Origin of the sequence: Photobacterium sp. S4TG1, from assembly GCF_036040035.1 — a bacterium.
GTDB lineage: Bacteria > Pseudomonadota > Gammaproteobacteria > Enterobacterales > Vibrionaceae > Photobacterium.
The window spans coordinates 370333-391616 of sequence record NZ_JAYXUH010000002.1 but is presented as its reverse complement, the minus strand read 5'-3'; the positions used below and the strand labels follow the sequence as shown (position 1 = coordinate 391616).

At 36.2% G+C, this 21284-nt stretch carries 15 protein-coding genes; 7 read left to right on the top strand and 8 right to left on the bottom strand.

Annotated elements, in window-relative coordinates:
* Window positions 1–362: 362 nt before the first annotated feature.
* The 3 genes from VXS03_RS05315 to VXS03_RS05305 all read right to left on the bottom strand — a co-directional run bounded on the left by VXS03_RS05315 (window position 363) and on the right by VXS03_RS05305 (window position 6140).
* Complete coding sequence (locus VXS03_RS05315; RefSeq protein ID WP_327762399.1) at window positions 363–2354, bottom strand: bifunctional metallophosphatase/5'-nucleotidase; 1992 nt, start codon at window positions 2352–2354, stop codon at window positions 363–365.
* A gap of 160 nt (window positions 2355–2514) precedes the next feature.
* Window positions 2515–3921 carry a cytochrome-c peroxidase gene (locus tag VXS03_RS05310; protein WP_327762398.1) on the bottom strand — a complete coding sequence of 469 codons (1407 nt, stop codon included), beginning with the start codon at window positions 3919–3921 and terminating at the stop codon, window positions 2515–2517.
* A gap of 377 nt (window positions 3922–4298) precedes the next feature.
* Window positions 4299–6140, bottom strand: a complete 1842-nt coding sequence (locus VXS03_RS05305) for a hybrid-cluster NAD(P)-dependent oxidoreductase (protein WP_327762397.1) — start codon at window positions 6138–6140, stop codon at window positions 4299–4301.
* A gap of 198 nt (window positions 6141–6338) precedes the next feature.
* Between VXS03_RS05305 and VXS03_RS05300 the strand changes: the two genes are divergently transcribed.
* Window positions 6339–6911 carry a cytochrome b/b6 domain-containing protein gene (locus VXS03_RS05300; protein WP_107276074.1) on the top strand — a complete coding sequence of 191 codons (573 nt, stop codon included), beginning with the start codon at window positions 6339–6341 and terminating at the stop codon, window positions 6909–6911.
* A 71-nt stretch (window positions 6912–6982) separates the two neighbouring features.
* On the opposite strand, the gene VXS03_RS05295 is transcribed toward VXS03_RS05300, so the two are convergent.
* Window positions 6983–7747, bottom strand: coding sequence for a TerC family protein (locus tag VXS03_RS05295; protein WP_045035459.1), 765 nt, complete (start codon window positions 7745–7747; stop codon window positions 6983–6985).
* 623 nt (window positions 7748–8370) lie between these two features.
* Between VXS03_RS05295 and VXS03_RS05290 the strand changes: the two genes are divergently transcribed.
* Window positions 8371–9222: an NAD(P)H-binding protein gene (locus VXS03_RS05290; RefSeq protein WP_327762395.1), complete on the top strand. Its 852-nt coding sequence runs from the start codon at window positions 8371–8373 to the stop codon at window positions 9220–9222.
* Between the two features lie 182 nt (window positions 9223–9404).
* Window positions 9405–10001, top strand: coding sequence for a uracil-DNA glycosylase family protein (locus VXS03_RS05285; RefSeq protein ID WP_327762394.1), 597 nt, complete (start codon window positions 9405–9407; stop codon window positions 9999–10001).
* Between the two features lie 145 nt (window positions 10002–10146).
* Here VXS03_RS05285 and VXS03_RS05280 read toward each other — a convergent pair whose 3' ends face one another.
* Window positions 10147–12396: a nitric-oxide reductase large subunit gene (locus VXS03_RS05280; protein WP_327762393.1), complete on the bottom strand. Its 2250-nt coding sequence runs from the start codon at window positions 12394–12396 to the stop codon at window positions 10147–10149.
* Between the two features lie 194 nt (window positions 12397–12590).
* On the opposite strand from VXS03_RS05280, the gene VXS03_RS05275 reads away from it, so the two are divergent.
* Together VXS03_RS05275 and VXS03_RS05270 are read left to right on the top strand one after the other, a co-directional pair.
* Complete coding sequence (locus VXS03_RS05275; protein ID WP_327762392.1) at window positions 12591–13619, top strand: sigma 54-interacting transcriptional regulator; 1029 nt, start codon at window positions 12591–12593, stop codon at window positions 13617–13619.
* Window positions 13620–13682: 63 nt separating this feature from the next.
* Window positions 13683–14192: a MerR family transcriptional regulator gene (locus VXS03_RS05270; protein WP_327762391.1), complete on the top strand. Its 510-nt coding sequence runs from the start codon at window positions 13683–13685 to the stop codon at window positions 14190–14192.
* Window positions 14193–14205: 13 nt separating this feature from the next.
* On the opposite strand, the gene VXS03_RS05265 is transcribed toward VXS03_RS05270, so the two are convergent.
* Window positions 14206–14751: a GNAT family N-acetyltransferase gene (locus VXS03_RS05265; protein ID WP_327762390.1), complete on the bottom strand. Its 546-nt coding sequence runs from the start codon at window positions 14749–14751 to the stop codon at window positions 14206–14208.
* Window positions 14752–15110: 359 nt separating this feature from the next.
* Between VXS03_RS05265 and VXS03_RS05260 the strand changes: the two genes are divergently transcribed.
* Window positions 15111–15905, top strand: a complete 795-nt coding sequence (locus tag VXS03_RS05260) for a nucleotidyltransferase domain-containing protein (RefSeq protein WP_327762389.1) — start codon at window positions 15111–15113, stop codon at window positions 15903–15905.
* Window positions 15906–16157: 252 nt separating this feature from the next.
* On the opposite strand, the gene VXS03_RS05255 is transcribed toward VXS03_RS05260, so the two are convergent.
* Window positions 16158–17165 carry a transposase gene (locus VXS03_RS05255; protein WP_327762388.1) on the bottom strand — a complete coding sequence of 336 codons (1008 nt, stop codon included), beginning with the start codon at window positions 17163–17165 and terminating at the stop codon, window positions 16158–16160.
* Window positions 17166–17466: 301 nt separating this feature from the next.
* Complete coding sequence (katG, locus tag VXS03_RS05250) at window positions 17467–19653, bottom strand: catalase/peroxidase HPI (protein ID WP_327762387.1); 2187 nt, start codon at window positions 19651–19653, stop codon at window positions 17467–17469.
* A 416-nt stretch (window positions 19654–20069) separates the two neighbouring features.
* Here katG and mltC point away from each other — a divergent pair, with 416 nt between their 5' ends.
* On the top strand, window positions 20070–21209 hold the full coding sequence (gene mltC / locus VXS03_RS05245; protein ID WP_327762386.1) for a membrane-bound lytic murein transglycosylase MltC: 1140 nt from the start codon (window positions 20070–20072) through the stop codon (window positions 21207–21209).
* The last annotated feature ends 75 nt before the right edge of the window (window positions 21210–21284 follow it).

The following is a 21284-nucleotide window of genomic DNA, read 5'->3' as shown; positions in this document are numbered from 1 at the left end:
AAAGTTTTCTAAAACATAATGTTACATATAAATAGGTCTGAATTACAGGCCGATGTCTATACTAATGAAATAAATTTGATTGTATAGCCTTTTTTTTTAATTTTTAACGTTCTACAAACAAAAACTTTGTTAAATCATACTTACTCGAGATATTATTCGACAAAAAATACGTTCGTTATTCACCCTATATAGAATTAACAGTATGATAAAAAAGCATTTAAATTTGCGGCTTATCTTTATATTCTGAAGTAACTCGATTAATAAATATGAACAGAATTTTATTGATTGTCGTTTACTATTAAAAAAGCAAAAAAAAGGCAATACGCCTAAACATATTGCCTATTCCTGACTCTAAATAACGATTATTTCGTCGCTATTCGATCAAGCGTTACTACTGTGTATGGTAGTGGAATGAGTTGGTGACGAGTTTGTCCAACATAGTCGATAAATGCTTGTGCATCAGTATCACAATCGGTATGCGCCGCTTTACAATTAGGTGCTTTACCTTGATAAATAACTTGATATTTATCGCCTTGCTTTTCGATATTTTTAACCTTGTAACCCACTAATTTTCCATCGACATCAATAAGATCGATACGATTAGAATGCTTATTTTGAGCCGTAAATACAGGTGTCCAACCATCATTGCCCGTCGCATTATAATTATTAATCACGACATTGTAGGTCTTATTATTTTGTAACGGTGTCCATATTGGATGTTTTTCAGTGCCCGTCATTACATCAACACCGGTTAAATGACCCGCTTCATGTGCCGTTGTTTCATCAAAAGTGTAACGAATATGACCACCGTATGGGTATTTACCCGCATGTGCACCTTCAGGTAACGTTGCAGTGATCGTATCTTGCAATAATTGCTTAACGGTTGAACCTTTTAATGACAATACTGATAAATAATTAGAGAACGGTAACATCTCTAAACTGACGTTACCTTCACGGTATTCACCTTCATTAATGTTAGTTCGAATGCCCCCTGCACCAATTAATGCAAAATCAACTTTTTTTCCTGTCACTTTTTGGACTTGCGGTAAATTCGCCCAATAGTACTGACTTTCAGCAATTAACGGTGCAACTGCAGAACCATGCTTATCCGCTGCACCACTGTCCCCAGGACGACGTTCATGTTTAATTTCCGCCGGTACTTGAGCAATAATTTTGCCATATGCTTTATCTACCGCTGGTTTATATTTAGTATCGATTTCATGACGAAGATTACTATCCTCACTAATAATTACAATGTTCTTTTGCTTAGCAATAAATTGCTCTACTTTTGCAGTTTGTGCTGCGGTAAACTTATCTTGTGGTTTACGCTCAGCTTTATGATAAAACACATCGTTACTGAGTAATGTATTGTGCCCAGCACAGTTGGTTACTTCACCTTGGCTGTTAAAACTAACATTTACCTTACCTATAGCTTCCGCATATTTGCCAGCTTGTACAATGCAGGTTGACGCTTTGCCATCAGGATTTTTCACCATTTGTGCATAAGGGCCAGAATTACTCCAACCAATATTAGTGAAGTCACCTAATAATGTATGTGAATGTCCACCAACGATTAAATCAATACCATTCACTTTTGCAGCTAAAGCAATATCCGTTGCATTACCAATGTGGGTTAATGCAATAATGTCATCGACCCCTTTTGATTTAAGAAAATCGACAGTTGATTGTGCCGTTTTTACTTCATTGAGAAATTTTACATCTCCCGTATGGGGAGCAATATTTGGCATGTCTTGTAAAGATAAACCAAATACAGCGACTAAATTTTTATTTTTTGGTAAGTTATTGATATCTTTTACAACAGTCTTATGATCACCATCAAAGGCAAAAATTTGATACGGTAAAATGTTTGTCTGCCCATTGAAATTAGTGTCATGACTAACATCAACATTGGTCGCGATAATTGGAAAATCTAAACTGCTAACAAAACGATTTAATTTTTGATTGTTAAGATCAAATTCATGATTACCCAAAGCCATGCCGTCTAACCCCATTTGGTCAAGAAGATCAGCATTCATCGCACCTTGGTTTATTTTAAAATACGCACTCCCTTGGAAAGCATCACCCGCATCTAAAAACAGCAAACTCTGGTTATTCTTTTGTGCTTGTGCTTTATATTGTTTAACCATTGCTTGCAGGCGAGGATAACCACCAAACTCATTAAAGACTTCAACGCCATCAGCAGAAAAACTCGACTTTACCGGATCAAAATGCGAGTGAGTGTCGTTAATATGAGCAACAGTAAGAGTGAAAGGTTGATGCTGAATGGCTGGCGTTGTAACACATCCAGAAAGGGCTAAAGTGATAGATAATGCTATAAGTGGCTTGCTAAACATACGGAAATCCTTACTACGTTGTAATCGTTTGCGCCGCAGCATACTCCACATTAAATTCCTTTTCAGCATTATCGGTCAAAATTATATTCTCTAAATTTGAATTTTAATTTTGACCGATATAAAACGGCTTCTTAATTAAGAAACCGCTTCTGTAGCAAATTTATTGCAATAATTTACCGTTATACTCACCGGTTAACGTTTTAAGGTAAGCCGTTATTTTATCAATCTCATCTGGGTTTAACTTTACACCAACTTGGTACAACGCCATGTCATTCACTGCTTGTTCCAATGTTTTTGCGCTTGCATCATGAAAATATGGGGCTGTTAACGCAATATTACGTAATGTTGGCACTTTAAAGCGGTGCATGTCGTTGTCATCTTTCGTGACGTTAAAACGGCCATTATCAACATCCGTCATATTGCCTCGTTCATCAAAATAGTCATCTTTAAGCCCCATAACCTCAAATGACAAACCACCCATCGCTTGACCACTATGGCATGTTTGGCACTTATTCTTTTTAAACAACGCATAACCTTGTTGTTCTTCCGTTGTTAGTGCGGTTTTGTCCCCTTTTAGAAATTTATCAAACCGACTATTTGGCGTAACTAAGGTTTTTTCAAACTCAGCAATAGCATTAGTAATGCTGTATTCGCTGATCCCTTTCTGAGGGTAAATAGCGTCAAATTGTGCTTTAAGTGCAGAATCTTTATCTAATTTTTTAATAATATTTGCCCAAGATCCAGCTCCCATCTCAATAGGGTTCATCGGTGGACCTCCAGCTTGTGCTTGCAAATCACTTGCACGACCATCCCAGAATTGATGAATATTAAACACAGAGTTAAAAACAGTGGGAGCGTTAATTGGTCCTTTTGAACCATTAATTCCCGTTGACGTTTTTAGGTTATCGACCCCGCCAGTTGTCAAACTATGACAAGTTGAACACGCAACGGTGTTATCCCCTGATAAACGGGTATCATGATAAAGTGCTTCGCCTAATTGTACTTTCGCCTGATCCACTTTAAACGTAGTAGAGATAGGTTGTACGGCATCATTTTGGTACTCACTGATCACCTGCGGATCTGAATAATATTGACGACGTTCTTGTTTAACCCAATCTAATAACGTGTTGGTTTCTTGCTGTGATAAATCTGAGCGCCAATGCATTAATAAGAATTGTTTAGGTGGCATCGCATGATCATTTAACACTGATTCAAGCTTGGCTAATTCAACCTGAGAAACTGGTGTATTATGTTGTACTTGCTCCATAAGCATCGAAATATTGAATTGACGTAAAGCATGATCAATATCGCGTTGCATCAATTGTTTGGCACCAGGAACATCGGCATAAAAAGGCATCTCACTATTTTTTGTATGACAGTACTGACAACCATTTTGATTAAAGATATTAAAAGCTTGCTGTGAAAGAGGATCAACTTTAACCAAATATGTTTGAGATAAGTATTTTTTATGCAGTGTTTCGTCACCTTGATCAACGGCATATACCGTTGCTAAATAACCGACGATACCCGCACTAATCGCACACGCAATATATGATGACTTTTTCATGAAGATTCCCTATGAAGATATTTTGAGAGAAAATAATAGCTTCTAAGGAAGAGTTCAAAACGAAAAAAACGGATGCTTTAATTGAGGAATTCGATTAAACATTATTTTACACTAATATTGATAATATATCCTTTTAATATCATTAATATAGTAATTACCATTAATATTTAAAAAATAAAACGGTTAAATTTAAATTACGGTTTTATTGTTTTAGATCAATTCCAAAAATACTTACAATTTGAGGTTTATTGTTATTTATTATCGAATTTCACGAAAAACATAATATTCATTAATTTAATAATAAATAACAATACATTAAAAAATAAAATAAAAGAGCAATGATAATAATACCTATGCTCTTTTTTAAAAAACAAGATTTAGTTAATAATTTTGATATCTGTTTTAGGGACACAACAGCATGCTAATATCTTGCCCTGTTGTCTCTCTTGCGGTAATAATGCTGGAACATCAGGTTGCTCCACCTGACCCGAAGTTAACGTTACTTTACATGCGCCACAAAAACCAGCACGACAACTATAATCAAGTACTAGCCCTGCCGTTTCTGCTTGTTCTAATAGTGTTTGTTGATTATTTCCACTAAAAATATAACCATTAATATTAAGCGTGAGTGCCTGTTTCTTGACTGATGAGGCACGTAAAGGTCCAAAAGTTTCCTGATGATAGCGCGCAGGAGAGACACCCATTTTTAATAATAATTTTTTAGCCGCATCCATAAAAGCATTTGGACCGCACACAAACACTTGCCGTTGATCTAAATCACTGATCATAGCTAAATGACTCAAACTTAATCGTCCAGATTCACCTTGCCAATCTCGCAGTGGCTGACTAAGCACAATCCGTAAATCAAGAGAAGGATGTTTATTCTCAAGCTGGCGTAATTCTTGTGCCGAAGGAATATCCGCTTCAGTGCTGCATTGATGATAAAACACAACATCACGAATATTATCGTTATCAGATAAATACCGCAGCATAGATAGCATCGGCGTAATACCACTTCCCGCAGACAATAATAATAACTTATCAGTATGAATCCCTAAGTGGAAATCACCACCTGGTTTATCAGCAGCAAGTACATCCCCCACCTGAAAATGCTGATGTAACCAATTAGATACTCGGCCATCATCAATTCGTTTTACTGATATAGCATAGCGTCCGGGACGAGACGGACTCGAAGATAATGTATAGTAACGCGTAATAAACTCACCATTAATCTCCAGTTGTAACGGCAAATGCTGGCCGGGTAAATACTTAGGTAAAGGTGATTTTTGATGAGACTCAAACCAAAACGTTGTAAAGTCAGACGCAATATCTTCACGTTCAACACAAGTAAGTAATAATTTAGTTTCCGTGTTATCAACATAAACTTGTTTGGGTTGCGTTTCTAAAACTTCAATGACATCCCCTGCGCGAATCATACCTTCATTTAAAGCTACTGCATTTTGTCCAAAAAAGACATCTCCTTTCGCATCAGCGCGAAACGTCGCCATGGTTTTTAATGGCTCTTTTAGCGTATTAAACTCGCCAGTTAGTGGATCTACAGTTGTTAAAATACAACGCGCACAAGGTTTAACAATTTCAAACTCAACCTTACCAATGCGAATCCGTTTCCATTCATCTTCCGCAAAGGCATCAGTATTAGACACCACTAGATTAGTTCTAAACTGCGCCATGGTGTGATGGTCACGACTACGTTCATTTAACGCAGCCAATGAGGCCTCACTAATGACTAATAATGGATAGCCATCGGCAAAACTAACATTATGACCAATTTTTGAACGTACTCGATTGGATTGTTGACCACAAAAAAGTAACTGCACCGAATGACCAATAATATCGCTGAACCATTGATTTGCGATCATCGTTGTTGTGTAAGCACTAAAATTATCATTCCACACGGTTGCAGATGCATCAACCATTGCAAAATCAGCATACTGTAAAATTAAATCGGTTTTATTTGGGTATTGCAGTATTAATCCCGTCATTGTCAGAGTAGCAGTGATTTTAATCATTTGTGGATATTTACGAGCAGTGATCATTACACCTTTGTCACTGGCAACCATAAAACGACGATCAAATGCTAACCCTTGCTTTTCTACCCAAGCGTGAGATTGTGTTAATGCTGCTGTCGATTTTACTGGATAAACATGTATCTGTGATAATGTCGGTACGACTAAGGATTGGCTCACGAGAATCTCCATATATAAAAACAATATTAACAAAACCTAGAGTAATTATTTAATATTCACAGACAAATAAACACCCTTATCATTATTAATGAATAATTATTTTTCGTAATGACAGTAATTTATTACGTATACAATTTTACAGCTTATGCTAAATTTATAAAAATTCCGTTTGTATTATTCATACTATCAATATTGTTATTTGGAGACGCTATGCCCCTTTTACGTTCTTTTTGGCGTTATATTACCCACTACTTTCCTAACGTTGGTTTGCGTCATCTACATACTACGCTTGCTGGATTAATTATTCTTCAAATATTAAACAGTAATTTAGTACATATGACGCATGCTGGTGCTGTAAAAGTAGGCATGTCTAATACTATTTTCTTGTGGTTACACATTATTTTAGGCTCATTAACTGTGCTTGCTACCATTGGTATGATTATTTTCATGCTGACTAAACAATCATTTAGACAATTTTTCCCGTATCTTTTCGGTGATAATGCTGTTTTAAAAGATGATATAAAACAGATCATGAAAGGGAAATTACCTGAGCCACGTGAAAAAGGCTTAGGTAATATTATTCAAGGCTTAGGTATTGGTGCACTCATCTTAATTGAAACGGCGGCATTAGTTTGGCTAGTGTTATGGCTAAACCACTCTCCTTATGCCAACGAAGCACGTGAAATACATAAATCATTAACAGGGCTAATTGAAGCTTATTTAATTGGTCATGGCGGTATGGCACTACTGCATTTCTTTGTGGAACGTAAACGTTTTAGTTAATGTTTAGAAGAAAGAAATAAAAAAGCCAATAAAAAACGCAGCGCTTCTAGCTCTGCGTTTTTATTTGAGGCTTATTTGGCTTTTACCGCCCAACCACAAGGCTGAGGATATATTCGTTTAATTATTTTTTTATTCTGTTTTTTAAGCAAAATATGACAAGTTTCGATAATTAAACCAAAGGCCATCGCAAAATACACATATCCTTTGTTCAAGTGAATAGCAAAACCTTCCGCCATTAACATACCGCCAAGCATAACCAAGAACAGCAGTGCTAATGTTTTTAATCCCGGATAGCGCATCACATAATCGTTAATTTTCTCAGCACATAGCACCATAATAACTGCTGACGCTAAAATAGCGGCAACCATCAGTGGAACTTCACTGGTTAAACCCACTGCAGTGATCACAGAGTCCATTGAGAAAACCGCATCAACCGCGACAATCTGCAATAACACTAATGCTATACCGGCTCTAACTGTACTTGCTTGTTGCTGGTGAGCATGACTAAAGCACATCCACAATTCTTTTAAGCTTTTCGCTAATAAGAAAGCACCACCACCAATCATGATTAAATCACGTCCAGAAAAATCATAATTAAGCACATTGACTAATGGTTGGGTTAACGACATTACCCAGCTAATAGAGAACACTAAACCAATACGCGCAGCAACAGCTAATGCAATACCAAGATTACGGGCCATTTTACGTTGATGCACAGGTAAACGTTCACAAAGTACAGAGATGAATACGATATTATCGACACCTAAAACCACTTCAAGTGCAAATAGGGTCGCAAAGATCATTAACGCTTCAGGTTGAAGAAATAACTCTAGCATTGAACAAACTCCATAGAAAAGGAGTTAGGAATTAAAGAACAACTCGAGGGGTCGTCCATATGTGTTTTGATACCTCAATAAAGAATGAAGCTGTATTTGAGCAGTAAATACAGTAAATGAAAACCTCTCAAATGTAACCAAATGTAATGGGTTTTGTTTATAAAACCCACCTTAGTATGTGACACCTATTGACGATAAATTAATATTAAAAATGTTCACTAAGTGTATAAAATTAATAAATATGCTTACCTGTTCACTTTTGCGTTATATGCAAGAGTCTTTTAGCTTAATCGTCATTGCATAATAAATAGCAAAGGTTCATATTACATGCATCTTATTAATTTAATAAAAACATCCACCTAAAAGTAATGTAAAGGATTATTTATGGAAGTTACATTTTTAGGATATATAGCGTCAGCATTCATTATATTATCGTTATTAATGAAGAATATAAAATTACTCAGATATGTAAACTTATTAGGCTGTAGCTTATACGCTATATACGGTTTAATCATACAATCATGGCCTGTATTTGCTATGAACTTCATCTGTGTAGGCATTAATTTATATAGAATATATACATTAAAATATGAGAATAAAAAACTTAATAAGGAGAACTACTTATGATTTTAATTACAGGTGCAACAGGTCATCTTGGCCAATTAGTCATCAAAGAATTGCTAAATAATAAAGCTGAGTTTGTTGCTGGTGTTCGTAATATTAATCAATACAATGGCCATCATTGTAATCTAGAACATCTTGATTATGATAATCTCAGCGTAATGAGAAACGCATTTAAAAATATTGATACTATCATTTTTATTTCAGGTAACGCTGAAACTGAACATAGAATACAACAACATCGAAATTTAATTGATGCGGCTAAACAAGAAAACATTAAACATATTATCTATTTAAGTTTTATTACTGTTACTGACCCTCATCCCAAATTTTCATTTACACGCCAACATATTGATACAGAGAGCTATTTAAAAGCATCAGGTATAAGCCATACTATTGTACGTAGTTGTTGGTATATGGAAAATATTAAAACAGAAATAATCAATGCATTGGACAATCAAGTTTTTATTGATAACTCAAATACAGGTAAAATAAGTTTTATTTCTCGACAAGATGTTGCAAAAGGCTTAGCTAATATTGCTATAAATACAAACCTACAAGGCAGAATCTATAGCTTTACTGGCTCCGCTGCGTATTCTATGCAAAATATAGTAGATTTAATGAATACTAATTGTCATAAACAAATCAAATATACACTTTATTCTGATAACGATTATAAAAAACGCTTAATTGATGCTAAATTACCCGAATTCTTAGCTGAAGCGATCACATTAAACCGTGTTGATATTGATAATGGTGATTATGCCTTTATCTGCCAGGATATTAACTTTGTTAATAAAAAATCACCATTAGATATAAGCGAATATATTTTTTCCATTTGTTGCACACATTAAAAAAGCATCAGTTAAACTAAAAAAGTATTATATCTTTCTTTAGTTTATACACATATAAAATTACCACCTTAACAAATAATTAAAGTGTTTTTTGAAACTTAAGTACAATAATTTATACGTTTAATTATCATAATAACTTATGATATTGTTCTATCGTCATTTATTTGTTAAAGGATTAAGTCATGGAACTCGATAAACTCCTGATTAATATACGTCAATGTGAAATTTGCAAAGGCAAATTGCCTTATCCGCCAAACCCATTATTACAAGTTGGTTATAAAGCTAAGATATTAATATTAGGGCAAGCCCCCGGAGAAAAAGCACATTTTAAAAACACATTATTTGATGATATGAGTGGAGAAAGATTACGCTCATGGTTAGGGGTTAATAATGACGATTTTTATAATAAAAATATCTTTAATATTATTCCTATCGGGTTCTGTTATCCGGGGGTTGTTATCGCGGACGGTAAGCGAAAAGGTGACAAGCCTCCTCGCCCAGAATGCAGAGCAACATGGCATCCAGTTTTATTACCAAAATTAAATAATGTTGAACTGGTTATTTTATTAGGTAAATATGCGATAGATTATTATTTAGGTAAGAAAATGGCAGTTACTACCGAAGTATTCAATCAAGAAAACCGTGATAAGAACATTTTTGTCATTCCTCATCCTAGCCCAAGAAATAATATTTGGCTTTCTAAAAATCCTGCATTTGAATCCACTATCCTGCCTATTTTAAAGCAAAAAATAGCGACAATTATTGATCATCACAAATAAAAATATATCTTTAATATTATAAAATATGAATATAACCATTCTTGCTAGCATTTAAATTCGTATCATAAACAGGCTTTAAAAAAGAGGTATTAAATTATAATACCTCTCGAAAATAACCATTAAAATATCACTTTAAATCAATGTCTTATTTTTCATCGGCAACTTTCTTTTGAAATATTAACTTAACTAAAAATAGTGCTAATGTAATACCCCCTAGACTAAACAAAAGATCGCCAGGCATTCTAGTCCATACTAAATGTTGAACTAATTCACTGTGTATTACCTCAGGGCTACGCGCATACCAATAACCATGATTAATAACAGCAAAGAATTGCACAATACCGACGGGTAACAAAGAAAAGACCAACATCGCGCCTAATCCTAAATTCAGTGTCCAGAATACATATTTTAAAAGTTTTTCACTCCACAGTTTTCGCTTACTACTTATACCACGTAAACAAATAAGCATTAAGCCGATACCAAGCATGCCATATACCCCCATGAAAGAACCATGCGCATGAGCTGCTGTCGTATTAAGACCTTGAATATAATAAAGTGAAATCGGCGGATTAATTAAAAAGCCTAAAATCCCTGCCCCCACTAAATTCCAGAACGCAGTGGCAACAAAAAACATAATTGCCCAATGATAGTTATGTATCCAAGGTGTTGTTTTTAAGTAACGGTAACTCTCAACCGCTTCAAATCCGATCAGAGCTAACGGCACAACCTCTAAAGCAGAGAAGATAGCACCCCATGCAACAATAGATGTTGGTGTACCTGCAAAATAAAGATGGTGCAATGTGCCTAATAAGCCACCCGTTAAGAAAATGATAGTAGTAAAGACCACAGCACTATTTGCAGTTTTCGCTCTAACTAAACCAAGACGTACAAACATAAGTGCAATCACAGATGTAGCAAAGGTCTCAAAGAATCCTTCAACCCATAGGTGAACCACCCACCAACGCCAATACTCAGCCATGGCTAAATTAGTATGCTTACCTTGTAATAGCCCTGCACCATAAAATAAGCCAATTGCCACACAAGATGAATAGAGCACTAAAATAACCGGACGATCATTGCTGTTTTTAACCAGACTAGGATAAATAGCGGCGGTGACTAACGCTAACCAAACTAACAAGCCAATAAATAACAATATCTGCCATACACGGCCAAGATCAATATACTCCATCCCCTGATGACCAATTAAGAAACTGGTATCTAAATTGAAGTATTGTTGAATAGCGAACCATTCTCCAGCCATCGAACCGAAAACGATAAATACCAACACAACCCATAACACGTTCACACCTAATCGCTGATATTTAGGCTCATGTTTTGATAGTGATGTCGCAATATAAAGGCCAGTGCCTAGCCATATTGTTGCGATCCAAAAAACAGCCAATTGTGTATGCCACGTTCGAGTTAAAGAATACGGTAATATTTTAGCTAACGGGATACCATAAAAGTCTTGGCCTTCAACAGAATAATGCGCGGTAACTCCACCTAATACTATCTGTAATAAAAATAATGCAATTGCCGTAATAAAGTATTTGCCAACAGCCTTTTGAGACGGTGTTGGCTTGATATTAATTAATGGATCTTGCGATGGAATAGCAGGAAGTGGCTCATGACGTAGCGCTGCTTGATACCACGCAAGACCGCCAATACCCATTAAAAGCACAACAAGACTTAACACTGACCATACGATATTCTCAGAAGTGGGTACATTGCCTATACTAGGATCATACGGCCAATTATTAGTATAACTGTAGTTTTCATTAGGGCGATTTGTTACCGCTGCCCAAGCTCCCCAGAATAAAAAAGCATTGAGTTCTTCACGATGTTCACGCGATGGAATAGTGTCATTTTTCATTGCATAATCTTGGCGAAGCTTATGTAAACTTTTATCATTACCAAAAAGTTTGATGTTATGAGCAATAACTTCATCAATAGCCAGCCCGCGATCGTTCGATACGGTGATCACTTTTGTTGTTGGATTAAAGCTATTCGTCCTAATCTCGTCTCTTATTTGCTGCTGTAAAAAAGCTTGCTTAGAATTCGCTAACGTCGCATACAATTGTCCAAACTGTTGTTTCGCTAAGAGGTTAAGCCATGCTTGATTCTCACGATGAAGCCAATCTGCAGTCCAATCGGGAGCTACATATGAGCCATGCCCCCAGACAGATCCTAATTCATGCCCCCCCATAGAACGCCATACCAATTCACCCTGCTCTATATCTTTTTTAGTGAAAATAACCTTACCTGAAGTTGTTACGACCTTTACTGGAATAGGAGGCGCTTCTTGATATATTTCGCTTCCTAAACTTAATAAAATAGCAAAAGAGATAAAACAAATAGCGAATAATATAATTACGCTGGCTTTTAATCTGCTCAAAATGGTGCCCTCTAAAATCAAAGTAACCACTTGTAGGCATAAGCTATGCCAAAAATTAACATTATGATTTAAAAGCAATTTATATCAATAAACTGTCATAAAGACCAAGCAGCTCATAGTACTAATGACACTGGCATGGTTATAATGACATTATAAATACATGTTATAAATGAATTAGGAATCGTAACCTAGGTATGTCTAATATTGTTATTAATAATCATACGGTTAATAAAAAAACAAGAGAGTTGATAGGCTTTTCTGCTGCTGCACAAAAGCTAAAACAAGATATAGAAATAGTCTCTCACAGTGAATTAAATGTATTAATTCAAGGCGAAACAGGCGTTGGCAAAGAATTAGTTGCAGAGTCTATCCATCAAAAATCAAATCGCTTTTTATCTAATATGGTATATCTCAATTGTGCAGCCTTACCTGAAAATATCGCAGAAAGTGAACTTTTTGGGCATATTAAAGGGGCATTTACTGGCGCAATAAATAACAGAATTGGAAAGTTTGAACTCGCTAATCAGGGAACTTTATTTTTAGATGAAATAGGTGATTTATCACTAAGATTACAAGCCAAACTATTACGTGTATTACAATATGGCGATATTCAACGCATAGGTGCTGATACCGTCTCCCATGTCGATGTCCGTATTATTGCAGCAACTAATGTTGATTTAATCAAAGCAATTGATAACCATACTTTTAGAGAAGATCTCTATCACCGCCTAAATGTTTACCCAATAATAGTGCCAGCATTACGCGAAAGAATGACTGATATTTTACCGATCGCCGAATATATTTTAGAAAAAATTAAGCATGAATTAGTTCTTTATAAATTATATTTGACGCCTCAGTGCATTCATTTATTAGAAAGCTACAGCTGGCCCGGCAATGTACGAGAATTAGAAAACATCTTATATAGAGCGGCATTAGTGGCTAAGTTTGAACAAAAGAATAAAAATATCTGTATACATACTAAGAATATATTAATAAATAACAAAATAACTCAACCTTTAACCAGCACGCCAATTGAAAAAAAAATTGAAGAAGATAAAACGTATTTATCGCTTCGTGAAGCTACAGAGGGTTTTCAATATCAATACATCAAGAAAACACTGGCACAACAGCAAGGTAATTGGTCAAAATCAGCATCAGCACTACGAGTTGATTGCAGTAATTTACATCGACTTGCTAACAGGTTAGGACTTAAGAATAATTAAGTTATTGACCCGTCTATAAGGCTAGGGTTCAAGATGTAGCTTCGCTCAAATAATGGGGAATATATGCTTACGATCACTCATATCGCAAAACAGTTCGGCGTTTCTCGTACTACTATTTTGTATTACGAAAAAGAAGCGCTTTTGATGCCCGCTTACCGTTCTGAGAATGGCTACCGCTGGTATGGCGACAAAGAAGTTCAACGCTTAAAAACAATTACCTCTTATCGCTCGTATGGTCTGTCTATCGCAAGTATTCGTACATTGTTAAATCGAAACGCAGAATCTCAAACTCAGATATTGAAAGATCATTTCAATGAATTAGAGAAAGAAATTCAAAACCTACGCGCACAACAAAAAGCTGTTGTGATGTTGCTTCAAGAACCGAGTTTATTAGAGGAAAATATTGTGAATAAAGATCGTTGGGTAGAAATAATGGTTGCAGCAGGATTCACTGAAGCCGATATGATTAAATGGCATCAAAAATTTGAAGCACTAGAGCCACTAGAGCACCAGAAGTTCCTAGAGTCACTGGGAATTTCTAGCGATGAAATCATTAAGATTCGCGCGCTATAAAATAAGAACAACCTCAAGGATGAGGTTGTCCACATAAATTATATTCATAAAAAATAATGTTTTGATTATTCTCTTCCAACGCAACAAAAACCACTTTTTGAAGTAACTTTTTCGAAGCCTCATTTTTCATATCTACACCACCAATTAGTTTTTCAGCCCATTGGTTATGACGGCAGCGTTGAAGTAAACCAGTCAGTAATTCGCTACCATAACCTTGATGCCAATGAGGTTCAGCTAATAAATAACCTAAATGGGCGGTAGCAGCATCTGATTTAGAAAGGAAAACAAAGCCAATAATCGAATCACAACCTTTATGTTTAACTGAGCATAAATGACTTTCTGATAACATTCTCATAAGCCAAGTTTCGGCTTCTGATGTAGTATTAATTTCATGAAAATAAGGTGGTAACGATTCGACAACCGAAGCAGAGAGTAAACTAATAATCTCTGATAATAAGGTTGATTTCATTAATTCTGACATCGAATAAAAATCAATATTTACAACCTCAAGTCTAGTTGTTGCAAATGTTAAAGTTTTTAATTTTTGACTATTAATCATAATATTAACCTAAAAGAAGCCTATTATTATATTAAAAATTTACTCAATAATAATCATAAAATTTACATCTTCAATACCGATTTTTACTAATACAACGTGTTAATGGTAGATTCCCTATCACCTTCGTGGGTATTCACTGTAGAAAATGACGGGTATTTCTTACCTCAGATAAAACGTAAATAGTAAGGATAGTGGTATTAGATCGGATAGGTGTCGGCTGAGTTATACCTATTTTTATCTATGCGCTAAATTTTAGTTGTATATGAACTTTTTTTTAGCAATATTATAATGCTGCGTTAATTTTACCGCACTAACTACTGAACTGTAGTTTTAGTATCTACTTAGGTAAAAGGCAAAATATGAACTATCCAAAAACGCTCCCAGAGACTCATAAACAACTTCTAAACAAAATTATTACAGCTTTAAAAAAGGATCCGCGGATACTTGGAATTGGTGCTAGTGGATCATATGCTTCTAACACTATGGATAAATACAGTGATTTAGATTTAGTTATTGCTGTAGACCCAGCAAATTTTGACGATATTATGACTGAACGATTTAATATCATTAACAGTATCGAAGGCAAAATAGCAGCGTTTACTGGCGAGCATGTTGGTGAGCCCCGACTAATTATCGCCCTTTATGCACCACATGCAATACATGTCGACTATAAGTTTGTATCTTTACCTGACGCTGCAACTCGTGTTGATGATACTAAGATTTTATGGGAAAAAGCTCAGCTTCTAACTGATACATTTAAAACAAAAAAACATCAATACCCATCCCCAGAGCCACAATGGGTTGAAGATCGTTTTTGGATTTGGGTTCATTATGCTGCAACTAAAATTGCTAGAGGTGAATATTTTGAAGCTCTAGATTTTTTATCGTTTCTCAGAAATGTCGTCTTATCACCATTAGCATTACAGCAGGCAGGACTTACTCCATCTGGTGTAAGAAAAATTGAAACTCGTTTACCTGAATTTAGTAAAAAATTAGAGCTTACGGTAGCAAAGCCAGAAAAAGAATCATTAATTATTGCTACCAATAAATGTATTGAACTTTATTTAGAGCTTAGAGAATATGAACAAGTAGAACGAAATACACAAGCACAAGAAATGTGCATTGCCTACTTAGAACAAGAAACTCAAGCGTAATCTTTAGGGGATTGAAACATATCCCCCTTTTTCATAGAGCAGACAGCAACTTTGGACAGCCAACTATTTTTTATAAAATAGAGCCCATAAAAAACAAACTATTCCACCGGCAACAAACTCTTTTACTATAAAAATTGCGGCTTATTATTTACATTCTTTATTAAATCAATGCTATTTCCATATTTCAGAATCAACAAAACCCACAATCCGACGGTTATTGCAGTATTTTTATCTGATTATAAGAAACTATATCTATTTAGGGTGCAACTGGTGACTCGCTGATTTCCCTTTGCACCAATGCCCACCTGCATGTTGTTTAAATGCACACATTCGGGACCATTTGCCGCTTACATTGGCATAATGTTCCATAAATTGTTCACTATGCTCAAGCCAAGCATCAGGCGTTATTCCCAATTGTTGCAAAATCTTTAGTTGGCTAGACGCAATAAAACCTTTTTTATCATTACGAATACAGCGACCAGTCCAACCAATAAGTTCGAGATAATCAATAAAAGCAAAATTAATCCCTGCTATTTTTGCTTGATGTTCAGCACCAACAAAGGGTAACAATTGAAAGTGGCCTTTATTTGATGGTGATCGTTTAGCAGAGGCTTTCAGTTGCTTATATTCATGGATTCGCTGCTGAATTGAAGTAAAATCAGACTGTTCAAGTGATGGTGTAACACCTGCTCTAATAGGATTTAAATCAACATACATCATGCAAGATAATAATGATTGTTCATCTAGTAATGCTTGAGATTTAAACCGTCCTTCCCAAAACGCCCCTTTGCATTGATCTTCTTTATTAGCTTTACGGGCTATTTCTTCATTAAGGCAGCGCATAAACCAGCTAATACTGCCTAATCGTTGTTGCCATTCAACTACTAAATTTGATAATGCTTGTTGTTTATCTGCGCCTATTTGCCCTTCTTTTAAAAAATCGACCGCAATAGGATGACCATTAAATAACTGTAACCAACGCGATATTACCGCTTCTTGGGTTAACTTTTGTTGTTGCTCAGTATCTATTTTTAACACCAAATGATAATGGTTACTCATCACCGCATAAGCACAAACATCTATACAAAACACAGCTGCTAATTGTTTGATTTTATTTACTATCCAACCACGACGGTGGTGATAGCTTTTGCCGTTATACGGATCGTCGCCACACAAATATGCACGCCGTACACAACGGTTAATCACATGATAAAAAGGCGTGATTTGAGGCTCTATCAATTTACGTCTCGAAATTGTCATTTGTTTTACCATAAGCAACTTGAAACTTAAGTGTAGTTACTCATGGTTTATGTGCAAGGATATGGCTGTCCTTTGTTTTGTTGTTTTGTTCCGTTTTGGTTTGTTTTGCTCAATAGGGAATGACGGTGGATGGTTCACATTCATTGTAAGCAAGAAATGTTGGAGAAAGTTTTGTCGTCATTGTAGAAAAATGACGGGAAAAGTTAAGCAATGACGAAATAGCAGGCATAAAAAAAGAGGCGCTGATAATCAGCGCCTCTCATTAAATATTATCAAGTAGTGATACTACCGAGTTGTAACCTTATTTTTTAAGGTCAAAACGGTCAGCGTTCATTACTTTAACCCATGCATTGATAAAGTCATTAGTGAACTTATCTTCAGCATCAGCACAAGCATATACTTCAGCGATTGCACGTAGTTGAGAGTTAGAACCAAATACTAAGTCAACACGTGTTGCCATCCACTTCTGCTCGCCAGTCTTACGATCAGTACCTGCGAAGATATCTTGGTCAACAGAGGTTGGTTTCCATACTGTTGCCATATCTAGTAAGTTAATAAAGAAATCATTAGTTAATGTTTCTTTACGGTCAGTGAACACACCGAACTCACTACGTTGGTAGTTGGTATCAAGAACACGCATACCACCGATTAGTACTGTCATTTCAGGCGCAGTTAGAGTTAGTAACTGTGCACGGTCAAGTAGCAATTCTTCCATTGCAACTGTGTATTTTGCTTTTTCAAAGTTACGGAAGCCATCAGCGATAGGCTCAAGAACAGAGAAAGAATCTACATCAGTTTGTGCTTGTGTTGCGTCAGCACGACCAGGTGTAAACGGTACAGATACATCATTACCTGCTTTTCTAGCAGCCATTTCAATACCAACACCACCAGCAAGTACGATTAAGTCAGCTAGAGACACTTCTTTTGCAAAGTTTGCCTTAATGCTTTCAAGTACAGTTAATACTTTATCAAGCTGAGCTGGCTCGTTCACTTCCCAATCTTTTTGAGGCGCTAAACGAACACGTGCACCGTTAGCACCACCACGCATATCAGAACCACGGAATGTAGATGCTGATGCCCATGCTGTAGATACTAACTCGTGTACAGATAAGCCAGATTCTTCGATTTCAGTTTTTAATGCTGCGATGTCTGCATCATTAACAACATCATATTCAACTGCAGGAATCAGATCTTGCCAGATGAACTCTTGTGTTGGAATTTCAGAACCCAAGTAACGAGCACGAGGACCCATATCACGGTGAGTCAGCTTGAACCAAGCGCGAGCAAATGCTGCTGCGAATTGTTCTGGGTGCTCATAGAAACGACGAGAGATTTCAGCATAAACAGGATCAACACGTAGTGAGATATCTGTTGTTAGCATTGTACCTTTGTGCATACCTTCACCGAATGCATCTGGGTACTCATCACGGCCATCTTTAGCGATCCATTGATGTGCGCCTGCTGGGCTCTTCTCTAGTTCCCACTCATGGCTGAATAAGCTATGGAAGAAACCAGTATGGTTCCATTCTGCTGGCGTTGTTGTCCAAGTAACTTCAAGGCCACTTGAGATAGTATCAGCAGCATTACCACTACCGTAGCTTGATGCCCAACCGAAACCTTGTTGCTCGATACCAGCTGCTTCAGGTTCTGCACCAACTTGCGCTGCATCACCAGCACCGTGCGTCTTACCAAATGAGTGACCACCAGCGATCAATGCAACAGTTTCTTCATCATCCATTGCCATACGAGCAAATGTTTGACGAATATCATCAGCTGCAAGTAGTGGATCAGGATTGCCATCTGGACCTTCTGGGTTTACATAGATAAGACCCATTTGAACAGCTGCTAACGGATTTTCTAGTTCACGTACTGCGTCATCTTTATCGTAACGAGTATCATCAGCTAACCATGTTTTCTCTTTACCCCAATAAACGTCTAGCTCAGGTTCCCAGATATCAACACGACCACCGGCAAAACCGATTGTTTCAAAGCCCATTGATTCTAGAGCAACGTTACCCGTTAGGATAATTAAGTCAGCCCAAGAGATTTTATTGCCGTATTTTTGCTTGATAGGCCAAATTAGACGACGAGCTTTATCAAGGTTAACGTTATCAGGCCAGCTGTTTAGTGGCGCAAAACGTTGGTTACCAGTACTTGCACCGCCACGGCCATCAGAAGTACGGTAAGTACCAGCACTGTGCCAAGCCATACGAACAAAGAAAGGACCATAGTGACCAAAGTCAGCAGGCCACCAATCTTGAGAATCAGTCATTAAATCACGAAGATCTTGTTTAACTGCTTCTAGGTTTAATGTTTTAAATGCTGCTGCATAATCGAAATCATCGCCCATTGGGTTTGATTTGACATTATGTTGGTGAAGTAAACCTAATTTAAGTTGATTTGGCCACCAATCGCTTGGAGAGGTACCATTGCCTGGATTAATTGAAGGATTAACCGTTTGTGTATGATTGAATGGGCACTTTGACATTATTATTATCCTAATTTTTCGTATGATTATTGATAATCACTAAACATCATATTGTGTATAAACATAGCCTAATCAAATAATATAGTAACGTTATTTTTGTGGTTAAATTTAAAATCTAATAAATTAAATTTATCACTGATATAAGTGGCTCGCTTATCCGTTAGGGTTAATTTATAGCACTAAAAGAATTAAAGACAATATTAGTTCTCTATCAATTCAATAGACGATAGTTATCAAAAGATACTGATGCTATTAATTTAATACTTTTATCGTAACCATAAAAAATTAACGCCCATCAAAAAAATAGCTTAGGTAAACTAACATCTTATAATTAATGATATTTTTGGTGTGCTTACCACAAAATAGCGTTGATATTTGGAAGGAAGATCTATTATTTATAATAATTAGGGATAATAATGAAAAAGGCTTGGCTTACAATCATTACGTGTTTATTAACCACATCATGTTCAACATCACCTACGCCTGATTGTATTTATAATTGTGCGCCATCAACGAATATTGAAAATAATAATGCTAATAGTAACAACAATAATAATAACATTGGCGCACTCACTGAATCTCAACGCCAAGCATTACTTAGTTACCTTGAAAGCCAAGTTAAAAAACAATGGGGTGACGATGACTATTTACAGGCAGGTAAACACCGCTATGTAAAATACTTTGATGGATATCGCACTCGAGCACATATTGATTTTGATACTGGCAAAATCTATGTATCTACAGTAAGTCAGCATGCACCACAGCACACGCTTAAAAAAGCCATTGAAGAAACATTATTAATGCCAGCGGATCCATCGCAGGTTGATCTTTTTAGCGATAAATCTATTCCACTTAACGGTAAACCTTTTTTATTAGGCCAAGTGAAAGATCACCAAAATCAAAATATTCAATGGCCTTGGCGTGCAGGCCAATATGCTGACTACTTAATAGCAAATAAATTGAAAACAAAAAAAATCAAATATGGTACGGCGTATTATGTTGAAATTGACATGGTAGCGGATCATCTTGAGCAACGAGAATATCAATATGCTGATCTTATTCGTCAAGCCGCTAAACGTTACGATATTGATGAAGATCTTATTTATGCCATTGTGAAGACAGAAAGTAGCTTTAATCCTTATGCCGTTAGTCATGCTGGGGCTTATGGATTAATGCAGGTTATTCCTAAAACAGCAGGAGCTGATGTATTTAATCTGGTAAAAAATAAACCAGGGATTCCAACTAAAGAATACTTATTTGATCCGGCCAATAATATAGATACTGGAACAGCGTATTTTTACATTTTAAAAAATCGTTACTTAAAAGAAGTCCAGCATCCAACGACTAAACACTACACCATGATTTCTGCTTATAACGGTGGTACTGGTGGCGTACTCGCAACCTTTGACACCGATAGAAAACAAGCGATGACAGATCTTAACCAGTTACAACCGAATCAAGTTTACTGGGCTTTAACCAACAAACACCCGAAAGCAGAAGCTCGCCGATACTTAGAAAAAGTACTCAATTTTCAAAAAGAGTTTGAAGCAATGTAATGGAAAGAATATGACATAACGATAACAATAAAGCAGGCGTCTATGTATACTGTGTAGGCACACCTATTGATGTAA

Coding starts and splice junctions, on each gene's coding strand:
- VXS03_RS05315 (WP_327762399.1), bottom strand. CDS start 2,354: ATGTTTAGCAAGCCACTTATAGCATTATCTATCACTTTAGCCCTTTCT.
- VXS03_RS05310 (WP_327762398.1), bottom strand. CDS start 3,921: ATGAAAAAGTCATCATATATTGCGTGTGCGATTAGTGCGGGTATCGTC.
- VXS03_RS05305 (WP_327762397.1), bottom strand. CDS start 6,140: ATGGAGATTCTCGTGAGCCAATCCTTAGTCGTACCGACATTATCACAG.
- VXS03_RS05300 (WP_107276074.1), top strand. CDS start 6,339: ATGCCCCTTTTACGTTCTTTTTGGCGTTATATTACCCACTACTTTCCT.
- VXS03_RS05295 (WP_045035459.1), bottom strand. CDS start 7,747: ATGCTAGAGTTATTTCTTCAACCTGAAGCGTTAATGATCTTTGCGACC.
- VXS03_RS05290 (WP_327762395.1), top strand. CDS start 8,371: ATGATTTTAATTACAGGTGCAACAGGTCATCTTGGCCAATTAGTCATC.
- VXS03_RS05285 (WP_327762394.1), top strand. CDS start 9,405: ATGGAACTCGATAAACTCCTGATTAATATACGTCAATGTGAAATTTGC.
- VXS03_RS05275 (WP_327762392.1), top strand. CDS start 12,591: ATGTCTAATATTGTTATTAATAATCATACGGTTAATAAAAAAACAAGA.
- VXS03_RS05270 (WP_327762391.1), top strand. CDS start 13,683: ATGCTTACGATCACTCATATCGCAAAACAGTTCGGCGTTTCTCGTACT.
- VXS03_RS05265 (WP_327762390.1), bottom strand. CDS start 14,751: ATGATTAATAGTCAAAAATTAAAAACTTTAACATTTGCAACAACTAGA.
- VXS03_RS05260 (WP_327762389.1), top strand. CDS start 15,111: ATGAACTATCCAAAAACGCTCCCAGAGACTCATAAACAACTTCTAAAC.
- VXS03_RS05255 (WP_327762388.1), bottom strand. CDS start 17,165: ATGACAATTTCGAGACGTAAATTGATAGAGCCTCAAATCACGCCTTTT.
- katG (WP_327762387.1), bottom strand. CDS start 19,653: ATGTCAAAGTGCCCATTCAATCATACACAAACGGTTAATCCTTCAATT.
- mltC (WP_327762386.1), top strand. CDS start 20,070: ATGAAAAAGGCTTGGCTTACAATCATTACGTGTTTATTAACCACATCA.